This window comes from Halostella limicola (assembly GCF_003675875.1).
GTDB lineage: Archaea > Halobacteriota > Halobacteria > Halobacteriales > Natronoarchaeaceae > Halostella > Halostella limicola.
The window spans coordinates 365,111-378,619 of the sequence record NZ_RCDI01000001.1; the positions used below are offsets into that span (position 1 = coordinate 365,111).

A 13,509-nucleotide genomic window follows, 5' to 3' on the forward strand; every position below is an offset into this window, starting at 1 on the left:
GCATCCCGTGACGCGACGGCCGGCACGACCGATCGAAATACCGAGGCTCGCGCTCTGATTATAAATCGTATGTGACGTGGCATCTCTCAGGTAGATCGTATTGCCGTCCTGCGATTTTTATGTCCGAATCCGCTTGCTAGATTCGATATGAACCCCGATCTCAGCCGCCGTCGGATGCTCGCCTCGGCCGCCGCCCTCGGCACCGCCGCGCTCGCCGGTTGTTCGACCGACGCGATCGGCCGCGACGGCTCGGCCGACGAGACCGCGCCCGAACCGCGGCCGCCCGACGGGACGCTGGCCGAGGCGGGCTGGGAGCGCTTCAAAACCGCCCCCGTCGAGGAGGAAACGACCGCCGACGCGCCGCTCGGCCGAGAGGTCACGGTCACCGCAAGCGGTACCAACTACTACTACGAGGACGCTCGCCTCCGGCGACGCGTTCGAGAGCGAACCTTCGGCGCCGTCGACGAGCCGCTCCGCGTGTTCTTCGCCGGCAAGCTCGCGCTCGACCCGAACCTCCTCGGCGCGCCGTTCGACGTCGGCTCCGAGCGGGTGCTCGACGTCGTCCAGCGGCAGGCCGAGTCGTCGTACGAGCGCGAGCTCTCGGAGATGGGGCTCGAGGGGTTCTCGCTGGTCGAGGAGTCGACGCTCGACGTCGCGACCGGCGAGGAGGCGCGCCTGCGCCGCTACGAGTCGACGTACCCCTACGACGACTACGAGGTGCCGGTCACCGAGAACTCGACCCACACCGTCGAGGGGGGCGAACTGCGGTACGGGTCGCTGCTCGCGCTGTGGGAGCGTGACGACCGCGTGCTGGTCGCCGGCGGAAGCTACCCCGGGGAGAACTACGCCACGACGGAGCAGGTCGACGTGATGGCCGGTGTCACCGCCACGGTCGACATCGACCTCGAACTCGCCCCGGACGAGTACCGTGCCGACCTCCGCGACCTCGTCGCCCGCGTCGAGTGACTGCTCTCCCGCGGGACCGCCGTCGGTAGTGCCGCCCGTGCGGGTGCCTGACCGTCCCCGACGCGTTCGTCATTCGGAGAACTATCGCTGCCGCTTTCGTCGCTGGAAACGATTGCCGTCGCGACGGTACCGAGTGCTGGGCGAGTCGGACACCCACCGCAGCGTTTTATTCTGCGATGTGGTATTAGTTAACATGGAGGATCCGCGTCCGACTGGTTCACCGCTTGACGCGGCCGCTGACATCGCAGACTCTCACGTAGTCGACGCTTTCAAACTGCTGAGTAACGAGACGCGACTCGCCATCTTGCTGGCTCTCTGGGAGGAGTACGAACCGTTCGCCGACGGAAACACCGTGGCGTTCTCAGAGCTGTTAGACCGGGTGGAGTACGACACCTCCGGGAACTTCAGTTATCACCTCCAGAAGCTGGAGGGTCACTTCGTAGAGACGACGGCCGACGGGTACCGGTTGAAACAGGCGGGTCACAGGATCGTCCGAGCGATAATCGCAGGACGGGGCCTCGCGGACGTTACTCTTCCGCCGACCGAGATCGACGCCGACTGCACGATGTGCGGCGAACCGCTTGCGATCGCCTACGAGAACGAGCACTTGTACACGGTCTGTACCGGGTGTGGCGGGAAGTTTTCCGCCGGCGAAGAGAAGCCGTCGGGTACCGTCATGGGGTTCGCGTTCGATCCCGCGGGCCTGGCGCGCTCCTCCGCCGAGGAGATCTTCGCCGCATCGACGTTCCGGGCGATGCAGAAGTTCACGATGCAGATGGGCGGTCTCTGTCCCGACTGCTCGGGACCGGTCGATAGCTCGATCCACGTCTGTGAAGACCACGACTCGGACGGGATCTGCACGAACTGCGGCCGGAGAGACGAGATCAAGGGGCGGTGGGTGTGTACCGTCTGCAAGAATTCCGGCCACGGCCCTCCGGGAGACAACCTCGTCCTGCACCCCCGCGTCGTGGCGTTCTACGCGGATCGCGGGGTCGATATCGGATACAACACGACCGATTTCGAGACGATCGTCCGGACTCTCGAGCTGATGACGACACACGACCAAGAACTCGTCTCTACGGACCCGCTACGCGTTCGCGTCACGGTGCGGTACGGGGGTGACGAGCTGCGGCTGGTGATCGACGAGTCGATGGACGTCGTAGACGTCGAGGCCTGACCGGTGCAGCCTGCCGCCTCCAGATCGTCCTCTGTTCGGTTCGGAACGACGGAGAACGCACGAAAACGAGGCCACCGGTCCCTCAACTGGCTCACTATAATTTCGTATAGCTAACACTTATTCGCGGAGCCGTCCACAGTTCCACGCGTCCGTCGCAAACGCCCAGGGGGTGTGGATCTTCGACGAATAGTCGATGCGCGGCGGCGGGGGGATCATCGCCATGCCAACGTACATCGCGTTCCACGAGCACAGGAAAGAGGGCGCCCAGAGTATCAAACAGCTGCCGGAACGGCTCGAACAGGCGAAAGAGATCGCGAACTCCATGGACTGCGACGTCGAGTACTACCTCACCAACGGCCGGTACGACTCGGTCGTCGTCGTCGATGCGCCCGACGAGCGGACTGCGAAGCAGTTAGCGCTCGGCGTCACGAGCGCCGGCACCGTGTCGACGGAGTTCCAGCGGGCATTTCGCGAATCTGAAGTCGAAGAGCTGACCGAAGGGGTCCCGGAGGCGTGAGGTAGAGCCCTTCGTTTTCCGCTCCCGCTTCGTGACGGTGAGCGCCGCTCCGTTCACCGTGGCGTTTCGAGTGCCGGGAGCGGTAGCTTCGGAGCGCGACGCGAGCGCTCCTCCGAGGAGAGAGGAGTTCCTGCCGTTCACGTCGCTCCGGTCGAAAAATGTCTGTTGCTGGAACGGAGCCCGTGGACACCGCCTGTCCACGTCGCAGCTCAGATGACGCGGTTCTGCAGGTAGTCGAGGTGCTTCGCGTTGTAGACGATCTTGACCTCGTCGGCGTCCGGGGAGCCGATGCAGGTCAGGCGAACGCCCTTCTCCTCGACCTCCTCGTCGCTGAGGATCTGCTGCATGTCCATGTCGATCTCGCCCTCGAAGACGATGGCTGCGCAGTTCGCGCAGGCGCCTGCGCGGCACGAGAAGGGCCAGTCGTAGCCCTGGGCCTCGGCCGCTTCGAGGATGTACTCGCCCTCGTTCACGTCGAGGGTACCGTAGTCCTCGTCGTCGAGGCCGGCGTCGGCGGCCTGCTCGAAGAGATCGTCGTCGTCCATGTCCCAGCCGTGGTCGTCCAGTACTTCGTAGTTGAGGTATTCTACCGTGGGCATCACTCCGTTGGTTCGACGCCCTAACTGTTAGAAGTTGCTGTTTTTCCCCGGTCAGACCGGCGCGAACTCGGAGAGCAGAACGGACAGAACCGCGGAGACAGACGGCGTTAGAACCCACAGCGTGATCGCGCGGCGGGTCGTCGCGGGCTCGAACGGGTCGCTCGCGGCGAATTCCCCTGGCTCCTCCCTGATGGAGGTCACCTCGTCGTCGGGCGTGAACTGGTCCGACGGGTCGATCCGGCCGCCCGTCATCTCGATGCCCCTATCCCGCCAGTCCGGGGACGAACTGGAAGACGAGGAAGGCGGCGATGGTCGCGATGGCGGGCACCACGTTCTGGAGCGCGATCACCCGGGCGGTGGTCGCGGGCTCGAACAGGTCGGAGGCCTGCGGGATGTCGTCGGCCTCCTCGTCGCCGATCTTCGGGACCTCCTCCGTGCCGCCGTCGTCGCGCTCCGGCGTGGGGTTGCCGACCGTCGCCGCGCCGTCGTCGGCCGAGTCGGCGGCGAGCGCGCCGACCGAGATGCGCTCCGGGCCCTCGCCCCGCACCGTGTCGCGGACGGTCGCCGTCCGGGTCGCCCGCCCCCACCCGAGGCCGAGGATGCTCATCGTCGCCACGACGACGAAGCTCGCCGGGATGCCGAGCAGGGACAGCACCGTGATGAGCGTCGCGCTCACGACCTCGACCACCAGCGCCGCCAGAAGCGGGAGCTCGGTCAGGTCGTTGCCCATCGTGTCGAGCGTGCGGCGGGCGATGGTGACCGCGCCGACGCCGATGGCGCCGCCGCCGAGCAGGATGCCGGCGTTCATCGAGAGCGAGCCGTTACCGACGAGGGGGGCGACCGCGTTGGCGACGTTGCTCGCGCCGGCCGAGAACGCCATGTAACAGCCGATGACGATCACGAGCGCCGTCCCGACGAACTCCCGGAGCGTCGTGTTCGGCCCCAGCGAGGGCCGCGGAAAGGCGCCGGACCGGTCGAACGTGAGGAGGTTCCCCTCCGTCTGGGTCACCTCGAAGCGCCCCACCAGCGCCGGGTAGAAGTACCGGCCGATGACGCCGCTGACCCAGAAGGCGATCACCGGCGCGACGATCCACCAGGAGACGATCTCCAGCATCACCGCGGCGTCGAGCGTCCCCGTCGCGACGCCGAGACCGGCGATGGCGCCGACGGCCGTCATCGACGTCGACGCTGGCACGCCGACGACGTTCGAGAGGAACAGCGCGAACCCGATGAAGAAAAGCACCGTGATGCTCACTTCCAGCGTGAACAGGCCCGACGGGACGATCTGCCCACCCATCGTCTCGACGACGTTGCGGCCGACGGTCCACCCGCCGAGCAGGGCGAACACGGCCATCAGCCCCCCGGCCGCGAGCTTCGAGACGACGCCGCTCCCGACCGCGGGACCGAACGCGACGCCGGTCGAGGAACCTCCGATGTTGAATCCGACGAAGACCGCGACGGCAAGACCGACGACTAGGAGAAGTTCTACCATACTGGAACGAACGCCGCCCCCGATTAAAATGGCGTCGTCTCCGCCCCGGGCGCGCTCGACCGCGGCGCGACCCTCGCCGTCAACGGTGGCTTTACGCCGCCCGCTCCCCCGAGTTCGAGTATGAACCCCTTCCCCGAGTTCTCGGTCGTCCCGGCGGTCGACGTACAGGACGGCGAGGTGGTCCAGCTCGTGCAGGGCGAGCGCGGCACGGAGAAGCGCTACGGCGACCCCGTCGAGTCCGCGGAGCGCTGGGTCGACCAGGGCGCCGAGACGCTCCATCTGGTCGACCTCGACGGCGCGTTCGAGGGCGAGCGCGTGAACGCCGAGGCTATCGGGCGCGTGCTGGACGCCGTCGACGTCGACGTGCAACTCGGCGGCGGCATCCGCACCGTCGACGACGCCACCGACCTGCTGGAGCGCGGCGTCGACCGCGTCATCCTCGGCACGGCCGCCGTCGAGAACCCCGATATCGTCGCCGAGATCAGCGAGTCTCACCCCGGCTCGGTGACGGTGAGCCTCGACGCCAAGGACGGCGAAGTGGTCGTCTCCGGCTGGACCGAGGGGACCGGCCTCGACCCCGCCGCGGCGGCCGAGCGCTACGAGGACCTCGGCGCCGGCGCGATCCTGTTCACGGACGTGGACGTGGAGGGGCGACTGGAGGGCGTCCAGACCGACCCCGTCCGGCGGATCGCGGAGGCCGTCGACATCCCAGTGGTCGCCAGCGGCGGCGTCGCGACCATCGACGACGTGCGCGCGCTGCGCGACGCGGGCGCGGCAGCGGTCGTCGTCGGCAGCGCGCTGTACGAGGGCCGGTTCACGCTCCGGGAGGCGAACGAGGCCGTCGACAGGTGAGCGGAACCGCCTTGTAGCAGAGGCGACAATGCGGCGGTATGACGGACCGCACGGCCGCCGCGACCCGCGAGACGGCGGAGACGGAGATCGAGGTGACCCTCGGCGTGGACGGCGACGGCGAGTCGACCGTGGACACCGGGATCGGCTTCTTCGACCACATGCTCGAATCGTTCGCCAAGCACGGCCTGTTCGACCTGACGGTGCGGTGCGACGGCGACCTGGAGATCGACGACCACCACACCGTCGAGGACGTCGCCATCGTGCTCGGCGAGGCGTTCGACGAGGCGCTCGGCGACCGCGCGCGCATCGAGCGCTTCGCCGACCGGAAGGTGCCGCTGGACGAGGCCGTCGCCGGCATCGTCGTCGACGTGAGCGGCCGGCCCGTATTCCGCTTCGACGGCGAGTTCTCGCAGGCGAGCGTCGGCGGGATGACGAGTCACATGGCGAAGCACTTCCTGCGCTCGCTCGCGACCAACGCCGGCCTCACGCTCCACGCCGAGGTGACCGGCGAGAACGCCCACCACGAGATCGAGGCGCTGTTCAAGGCGACCGCCCGCGCGCTGGACGACGCCACCCGCCTCGACGAGCGCCGCGCGGGCACGCCGAGCACGAAAGGCGAGCTCTAAGCCCCGATTACTGCGACTGACGACGGACCCGCCGCTCGCGCGAAACGATTACCGACGCGCTACCCGCGTTCCCGGCCACCGCCGATACCGCCCGCGCGGCCTGCACCGCGTCGTAACTGGTGCTCCGGGGCGCACGATGGCGCCTCTCACACGTATCAGTATAACCCTCCCCCCGAACCCGGTATCTACGCGTCTAGCCGTTCTGCGTATGCCCCCGTGGCGGCTAGTAAGGGTAAGATGAGTTCCCTCCCGACTTCAGAAGGTATCGCGTACCACTTCCGACCCTCCCCCGTAACCGAGGTGCGTCGCGAGTGATGTGGCAGGACTTCGTGTTCATGCTCGGTAGCTCCCTGTCTATCTTCTTCCTCGCGCCCACCCTGAAGGACGCGAACGCCCGCGTCCCGCTGGCGACGAGCCTCCCGTCGATGGCGATCGGGCTGGCCTACGGATTCACGTTCACTACGCTCGGCATGACGTTCTCCGCGCTCGGCGCGTTCGCCGCGGGCTCGATGTGGTCGCTCATCGCGGTAGCGCGCTCCCCCAGCGACGGCGCGACGCTGACGCGCCGCGACGGCCTGCGCCTCTTCTTCGCCGACGTCCAGCGGTGGGTCGACCAGCGGCTCCACGGCGACGGCGTCTCGGTCTACCGCTAGATCCGCGGCAGGTACAGCGACACCACGGCCCCGCCGAGGTCGCTCTCCCCGAACTCGACGTCCCCGCCGTAGGCGTCGACGATCCATGCGACGAGCCACAGCCCGAGACCGCTCGCGTGCTGTAGCGGCGTGATCTCCGCCTCGCCTGTGACGACCTCCCGCTCGTGCTCCGGGATGCCGGCGCCGTCGTCGGCGATCCGGAGCGCGACCCGGCCGTCCACCGCGTCGTCGATCGACACGCGGACGCGCGGGGCCCCGTCGTCGCCGGACGCGGGGTGGTGCTCGATCGCGTTCTCGAGCAGGTTCTCCACGGCGACGGTGAGGCGCTCGTCGCCGGCGACGCGGGTCTCGATCGGGCCGTCGAAATCGATGACCGCGTCGCCGTACCGCCGCCGGTACCGCGCGACGGCGTCCGCGGCGACGGCGCTCGCGTCGACCCACGACGAGTCCGTCTCCGCCTCCAGCACGTCCTCGGCCTCCCGCGCCTTGTTCGAGAGCGCGACGAGCTCCTCGACGGTCGTGGTCAGCGCGTCGACGTAGTCGGCGACGGTCTCTTTCGTCGCCGCGTCGGCGATCTGCTCCGCGTACCCGACGACGAGGTTCAGGTCGTTGCGGAGGTTGTGTCGCAGGACGCGGTTCAGCACTTGGAGCTGCCGGTGGCGCATCTGCCGGTCGGTGATGTCCGTGTAGATGCCGAACCCGTACAGGTTCTCGTCCTCGTCGCGGTACGGCAGGCCGCGAAACAGGAACTGGCGGGGGCCGTCGGCGGTGAGGCGTCGGATCTCGCGCCGGACTACGCCCTTCTCCCGCGCCTCGTCGTCGAGCGCCCGCGCGTCCCCTCGCTGCTCGGGGAGCAGGATGTGATCGTTGAGCGACTCGCCGATGATCGCTGCGGGGTCGTACCCGAATACGTCGGCGAACGCCGGGTTGACCGACTGGACGATCGGCTCGCCGTCCCGGAACCGGACCTCGACGACCGCGTCCGGGATGTTGTCGAACAGGAACTCGAACCGGTTGCGCTCCTCCTCGAGGCGGGTCCGCGCCCGTTCGAGCTCCGAGCGGTCCCGGACCGTGCCGACGGCCCCCTCGAACCCGTCGTCCGCCGGGAGCAGGGAGAGCTCTATCTCCACCGGGAACTCGTCCCCGGTCGCGGTCGGCATCGTGCTCTCGTAGGTCGCGCCCTCGGGATCGTCCGCCGCGACCATCGTCCGGACGAGGTCCTCGGCCGCCGCGACGCCCTTCTCGCCGCAGATCTCGCTCGCGTGCTGCCCGACCAGGTCCGCCCGGTCCCTCCCCAGTCGGTCGGCGAGGGGCTGGGTCACGTTCGTGAGGCGGCCGTCCCCGTCGACGATGAACAGCATGTCCCCCGCGTTCTCGAAGACGGTCTCGAACCGCTCCAGTTCGCGCTGGCGGTCGATCCGTTCGAGCGCGGCCGCGGCATTCGCGGCGAGCAGGCGGGCCAGTTGCAGGTCGGTCGTGTCGAAGGCGTTCGGCTCGGGCTCGCTGAAGAGGAGGACGCCGTGCTCGCCGAGCGGCAGGTGGAGCTCGCTCACGAACGGGCTCTCCGGATTGTGCGTCTCCCGCCCGCGGAGGTCGTGGTATACCTTCGGCTCCCCGGAGCGGTACGCCGCCCACACCAGTCCCTGGCCGCGGTCGAACGCGGGCGGCGCACCGGCCGCGGCTTCGACCTCGTCGGTCCAGACGACGGGTGCGAGCCGCTCGGAGTCCGGGTCGAACAGGTGGACGCCGACCAGCCGGTGGCCGAGGACGTCCCGGGCGGCGTCGCGCAGGATGGCGCAGGTCTCCTCGCGGCTCTCGGCTCGCATCATCGCCCGCGTCCGGCGGTGGAGGCGCTCGATCCGCTCGACCCGGCTCGTCCGGTCGAGCGCCGCCGTGGCGCCGGTCGTGAGCAGCTTCGCCGTCCGTCGGTCCGCCTCGTCGAACGCCGCGGTCGAGCGCGCGCCGATGCTCAGGACGCCGTGTCTCCCGAGCGGGAGCAACAGCAGCGACCGGATCGGCCCGTCGCCCGCGTCGTCGATCGTCCGCGCCTCGCCGGTCGCGAACGCCTCGCCGACGTGGCCCTCGCCCGCGTCGTACCCGGAGAGGTCGCCGACGAGGTCGCGGGTCGCCTCCGTGACGGCGGCGGGTTCGAGCCGTTCGGCCGCCGCGTCGCGCAGGAACACCGCGTTGGTCTCGAACCCGAGGACGTCGGCGGTCGCCGTCGCGACGCGGTCGGCGACGGCCTCGCGTGACTCCGCCTCGATGAACGAGTTGCTGACAGAGAGCAGGTCCGAGAGGACCCGCTCGCGATCGGAGGGGTCGGCGCCGCGCCCGACCACCGACGACGCCCGGTCCGCGACGGCGGCGACGCGGTCGGCCACGGTCTCGTCGCCACCGAGCGCGTCTCGCGGGACGTACTCCGCCACGCCGCGGCGCGTCGCCGCGGCCGCCTCCGCGCCGTCCGCCTCGTCGGCCACCAGCAGGACGGGGACCTCCGGGGCCTGCTCGCTGACGGCGGCGACGGCGTCGAGGCCGTCCTCCGCCCCTAACTCCGACTCGCAGACCGCGCAGTCCACGTCGAGGCCCTCCAGGCGCTCGCGGGCGGCCGCGACCGACGACGCGGCGTGGACGATCGCGCCGTCGGGGAACTCGACGGCCGACGCGTCGCCCTTTTGACGAACGTACAACACGTCGGATTCGTGATGCACTATGCCCGGGAATTGATCCGGGCGGCTATGAAACCATCGGCTACATATCCGAAACGTCGGCTCGCCGACGGGGTCGGACCGCCGTCGTGCGAGCGGTCACGTCGCCTCCCGGCGGCGCTGCAACACTTATAAGACGAGTTCCCCTGTAGCGGGGGACATGTTCGACGAGATCATGGAGAAGTTCGAGGGCTCGCCGAGCCAGCAGGCCGTGATCCGCCTGCTGCTCGAGCGCGGCTTCTCCGTCAACGACGAGGGTCGGGTCGTCTCCGGCGGGATCGAGATCCCGAACACCGGGATCGCCCGCGAGATCGACGTCGACCGTCGCGTCGTCGACTCCACGACCGACGCCATCCTCGCCGACGACGAGCTCCGCCGCATCTTCCAGAACATCTCCGCCATCCCGAGCCTGATGGACCTCGCGCCGGTGCTCGACCTCACGGTCCTGACGGTCGCGCCGACGGACGCCGAGCGCGAGGGGATCGTCGCCGAGGTCACCGGCCGCATCGCCGACCGCGGCATCTCCATCCGGCAGACGATAAGCGAGGACCCCGAGTTCACCGACGAGCCCCGCCTCTACCTCGTCACCGACGGGGAACTGCCGGGCGACCTGATAAACGAGATCAGCGACATGGAGTTCGTCCGGAAGATCGAGTTGCAGTGACCCGCCGGCCGTGTAACGGTCGACCGGCGACGGATCGACGCGCTATTCACGCGCCCCCCGATAGATTCGATATGGAACGGCGGACGCGAAACGCCCTGGAGTCCGCGGGCGTGCTCATGGCCTCGCTCACCGGCGGCCTCCACCTGATGATCGGGATCGAACGCCTCACGTTCTACCTGATGGCCGCCCGTCCCTTCACCGACGTCCGCCAGCCCCTCTTCGTGCTCTCGGGCGTCGCCATCTTCCTCGGGATCACGCTGTGGTACCGCGGCCTCCGGCGCGACGTCGTCTACGGCGCCGGCATCCTGCTCATGCTCGGCTACGTCGTTGGCTGGCTGCTTCTGGGCGGCCACGGGAGCAACTACGCCTGGGAGGCCGGCGGTCACCACGCCGCGAGCCCGCTCGTCACCCTGATCGACCACCTCACCGGCGACATTTACCTGTTCGCGACGAAGGTGACCGAGACGGCGCTGCTCGGCATCCTCTCGGTGCTTTTGTACGACGAACTGACGCGGGACGACGCGGACGAGGACGGCGACGACGCGGACGCCGACGACGCGAACCCCACATGACCGCCGAAACGTACCGCACCGTCGCCGAGCGGGCCAGCGCCGCCTTCGAGGTGCAGGGCTCGGAGTTCATCGGCCACGTCACCCCCGTCGCGGACGTGGCCGAGGCGGAGGTCTTCGTCGAGGAGGTGCGCGAGGAGTACGCCGACGCGACGCACAACGTCCCCGCGTACCGCGTCCGCGCCGACCCGTTCCGCGAGTGGTCGAGCGACGACGGCGAGCCGACGGGGTCGGCGGGCAAGCCGGCGCTGAACGTGCTCCAGCAGAACGACGTGGAGAACGTCGCGGTCGTCGTCACCCGGTACTACGGCGGGACGAACCTCGGCGTCGGCGGCCTCGCGCGGGCCTACTCCCGCGCCGTCAAGGACGTGCTGGACGAGGCGGGCGTCGTCGAGCGCGAGCCGCACGAGACGGTCGCCGTCACGGTCGACTACGACGACTCCGGGACGGTCCGCGGGCTGTTAGAGAGCGCCGGCGTCGAGTTCGACGCCGACTACGCGGAGCGCGTCCGGTTCGAGGCGCGGGTCCCCGTCGCGGAGGCCGACGACCTGCGCGACCGCATCCGGAGCGCGACGAGCGGGCGGGCGGACCCGTAGGGTCGCCGCGCCTTCCGGCACGTCAAGGCATAACCCGTCCGGCGTCGGAACGACCCCATGGAGACCATCGACGCGAACGACTACCGCGATCTGGCGAAGGTGTCCGACCCGCGCGTCTCGCCGGGCGGCGAGCGGGTCGCCTTCGTCCGAACGGTCCCGGACGACGACGAGGAGTACGAGGCGACGGTGTACGTCGTCCCCCTCGGCGGCGGCGACGCGCGACGGTTCACCGTGAGCGACGGCGTCGACGCGGACCCCCGGTGGAGCCCCTCGGGCGACAGGCTGGCGTTCGCCAGCACGCGCGGGGAGGGCGATCGCCAGCAGCTGTGGGTGATGCCCGCCGACGGCGGGGAGGCCCGGCGGGTCACCAGCGTGGTCGGCGACGTGTCGAGCGTCGCGTGGGGGCCGGACGGTGACCGAATCGCCTTCACTCAGCGGGTGAGCGACGCGGACCGCGAGGCCGGGCGGGATCGCGACGCCGACCCGGAGTACGACCCCGACCCGCCGGACCCGCGGGTGATCGACCGGACGGTGTACCGCGCCGCGGAGGAGTACGCCGACGGCCGGCGCTCGCAGGTGTACCTGCTCGACCTCGCCGACGAGTCGGTCGCGGCGGTGACGACGGCCGACCGGGACGCCGTCTCGCCGACGTGGGGCGACGCGGGGACGCTGTACTACGCTCGGAAGCGGGGCGAGGACCCGGACGACAGCGTCGAGTGGGACCTGGTCGCGCACGACGTTTCGGCCGACGAGGCGGAGACGGTCGGCGAGACGTCGGGCTGGCAACCTCGCCTCGCGGCGACCGGCGACGGCCGTCTCGCGCACACGTACACGCCGGCGGAGCGCGCGTCGATGCGACAAACGGAGGTGCGAGTCATCGACGGCGCGGGGAGCGACTCCGCGACCCTCACCGCCGACCTCGACCGGACGGTCGAGCGGGAGTCGGGGCTCCACTGGGACGCCGACGGGGAGCGCGTCTACTTCCTGACGCCGGACGAGGGGTCGGTCGTCCTCCGGCGCGTCCGGGCCGACGGGAGCGAGGACGCCGAGGTGGTCGCCGGCGAGGGCGGCCACGTCGCGGCGGCGTCGGTCGGCGAGGACGTGGTGGCGTACGTTCAGAGCGAGTGGGACCACCCCGGCGACGTGTTCGCGACGACGCCCGCGGGGGCGGAGCGCCGCCGCCTCACCCGGATCAACGCCGACTACCTCGACGGCCGGGCGGTCGCACAGCCCGAGGAGGTCCGGTTCGAGCGCGACGGGACGGAGCTACAGGGCTGGCTGCTGACTCCGCCCGGCGCGGACGGCGGGGAGTACCCGCTGGTCGTCGAGGTCCACGGCGGCCCGCACGCGATGTGGTCGACCGGCGGGACGGTGTGGCACGAGTTCCAGACGCTCGCCGCCCGCGGCTACGCCGTGTTCTGGTGCAACCCGCGCGGGTCGACGGGGTACGGCGAGGCGTTCGCCGAGGCGATCGCGGGCGACTGGGGCGACGTGACGCTCGGCGACGTGCTCGCGGGCGTCGACGAGACGATCGACCGCGACGCAGTCGACGCCGACCGGCAGTTCGTCACCGGCGGCAGCTTCGGCGGCTACCTGACGGCGTGGGCGCTCGCAGAGACCGACCGGTTCGACGCCGGCGTCGCCCAGCGCGGGGTGTACGACCTCGTCTCCTTCTACGGGTCGTCGGACGCCTACCGGCTCGTCGAGTGGGAGTTCGACGCGGTGCCGTGGGCGGACCCCGAGACGCTGTACGAGCACTCGCCGGCGGTCCGCGCCGACGGTATCGACGCGCCGACGCTCGTGCTCCACGCCGACCGGGACTACCGGGTGCCGGCCGGCGGCGCGGAACTGCTCTACCGGACGCTCCGCAAGCGCGGCGTCGACACCCGGATGGTGCGGTACCCGCGCGAGGGCCACGAGCTCTCCCGGAGCGGCGAACCGGCCCACGTCGTCGACCGCATCGAACGCATCGCGCGCTGGTTCGACGGCTACGGCGGGGCCGACGTTCCGCCGGCGCTGGAGCGGGAGCGGAACGCGGGACTGTCGGCCGAGAACGAGAGCGTCGAGAACGAGTAAGGGGTCGCGGTGGACCG

General features: G+C 69.9%; 14 protein-coding genes. 10 read left to right on the forward strand and 4 right to left on the reverse strand.

What is annotated here, in order from left to right; all coding sequences use genetic code 11:
• Window positions 1-147 precede the first annotated feature (147 nt).
• The 3 genes from D8670_RS02975 (at window position 148) to D8670_RS02985 (ending at window position 2,660) form a co-directional block, all read left to right on the forward strand.
• Window positions 148-966 carry a DUF6517 family protein gene (locus D8670_RS02975; RefSeq protein WP_121816614.1) on the forward strand — a complete coding sequence of 273 codons (819 nt, stop codon included), beginning with the start codon at window positions 148-150 and terminating at the stop codon, window positions 964-966.
• Between the two features lie 193 nt (window positions 967-1,159).
• Window positions 1,160-2,143, forward strand: a complete 984-nt coding sequence (locus D8670_RS02980; protein ID WP_121816615.1) for a winged helix-turn-helix domain-containing protein — start codon at window positions 1,160-1,162, stop codon at window positions 2,141-2,143.
• 220 nt (window positions 2,144-2,363) lie between these two features.
• Complete coding sequence (locus D8670_RS02985; RefSeq protein WP_121817546.1) at window positions 2,364-2,660, forward strand: GYD domain-containing protein; 297 nt, start codon at window positions 2,364-2,366, stop codon at window positions 2,658-2,660.
• A 209-nt stretch (window positions 2,661-2,869) separates the two neighbouring features.
• Here D8670_RS02985 and fer read toward each other — a convergent pair whose 3' ends face one another.
• Genes fer through D8670_RS03000 form a run of 3 tightly spaced genes read right to left on the reverse strand, consistent with a single transcriptional unit; the run spans window position 2,870 to window position 4,751 of the window.
• The gene (fer, locus tag D8670_RS02990) at window positions 2,870-3,259 is read right to left on the reverse strand and encodes a ferredoxin Fer (RefSeq protein ID WP_121816616.1); all 390 of its coding nucleotides are present in this window, start codon (window positions 3,257-3,259) and stop codon (window positions 2,870-2,872) included.
• 51 nt (window positions 3,260-3,310) lie between these two features.
• Window positions 3,311-3,511: a hypothetical protein gene (locus tag D8670_RS02995; protein WP_121816617.1), complete on the reverse strand. Its 201-nt coding sequence runs from the start codon at window positions 3,509-3,511 to the stop codon at window positions 3,311-3,313.
• 10 nt (window positions 3,512-3,521) lie between these two features.
• Window positions 3,522-4,751: an inorganic phosphate transporter gene (locus D8670_RS03000; RefSeq protein WP_121816618.1), complete on the reverse strand. Its 1,230-nt coding sequence runs from the start codon at window positions 4,749-4,751 to the stop codon at window positions 3,522-3,524.
• A gap of 120 nt (window positions 4,752-4,871) precedes the next feature.
• Between D8670_RS03000 and hisA the strand changes: the two genes are divergently transcribed.
• The 3 genes from hisA (at window position 4,872) to D8670_RS03015 (ending at window position 6,882) form a co-directional block, all read left to right on the forward strand.
• Window positions 4,872-5,603, forward strand: a complete 732-nt coding sequence (hisA, locus tag D8670_RS03005; protein WP_121816619.1) for a 1-(5-phosphoribosyl)-5-[(5-phosphoribosylamino)methylideneamino]imidazole-4-carboxamide isomerase — start codon at window positions 4,872-4,874, stop codon at window positions 5,601-5,603.
• Between the two features lie 38 nt (window positions 5,604-5,641).
• Window positions 5,642-6,229 (forward strand): imidazoleglycerol-phosphate dehydratase HisB, encoded by a 588-nt coding sequence (gene hisB / locus D8670_RS03010; protein WP_121816620.1) that lies wholly within the window; start codon window positions 5,642-5,644, stop codon window positions 6,227-6,229.
• Between the two features lie 311 nt (window positions 6,230-6,540).
• A complete protein-coding gene (locus D8670_RS03015; protein ID WP_121816621.1) occupies window positions 6,541-6,882 on the forward strand; it encodes a hypothetical protein in 342 nt (113 codons plus the stop codon).
• Here D8670_RS03015 and D8670_RS03020 read toward each other — a convergent pair.
• Window positions 6,879-9,590 (reverse strand): PAS domain S-box protein, encoded by a 2,712-nt coding sequence (locus D8670_RS03020; protein ID WP_121816622.1) that lies wholly within the window; start codon window positions 9,588-9,590, stop codon window positions 6,879-6,881. The genes D8670_RS03015 and D8670_RS03020 overlap by 4 nt on opposite strands.
• Before the next feature lie 157 nt (window positions 9,591-9,747).
• Between D8670_RS03020 and D8670_RS03025 the strand changes: the two genes are divergently transcribed.
• The 4 genes from D8670_RS03025 to D8670_RS03040 all read left to right on the forward strand — a co-directional run bounded on the left by D8670_RS03025 (window position 9,748) and on the right by D8670_RS03040 (window position 13,492).
• Window positions 9,748-10,251: a TrpY family transcription regulator gene (locus tag D8670_RS03025; protein ID WP_121816623.1), complete on the forward strand. Its 504-nt coding sequence runs from the start codon at window positions 9,748-9,750 to the stop codon at window positions 10,249-10,251.
• A gap of 71 nt (window positions 10,252-10,322) precedes the next feature.
• The gene (locus D8670_RS03030) at window positions 10,323-10,823 is read left to right on the forward strand and encodes a hypothetical protein (RefSeq protein ID WP_121816624.1); all 501 of its coding nucleotides are present in this window, start codon (window positions 10,323-10,325) and stop codon (window positions 10,821-10,823) included.
• Window positions 10,820-11,416, forward strand: coding sequence for an IMPACT family protein (locus tag D8670_RS03035; protein ID WP_121816625.1), 597 nt, complete (start codon window positions 10,820-10,822; stop codon window positions 11,414-11,416). The genes D8670_RS03030 and D8670_RS03035 overlap by 4 nt, the downstream gene beginning before the upstream one ends.
• A 57-nt stretch (window positions 11,417-11,473) precedes the next feature.
• Complete coding sequence (locus tag D8670_RS03040; RefSeq protein ID WP_121816626.1) at window positions 11,474-13,492, forward strand: S9 family peptidase; 2,019 nt, start codon at window positions 11,474-11,476, stop codon at window positions 13,490-13,492.
• The last annotated feature ends 17 nt before the right edge of the window (window positions 13,493-13,509 follow it).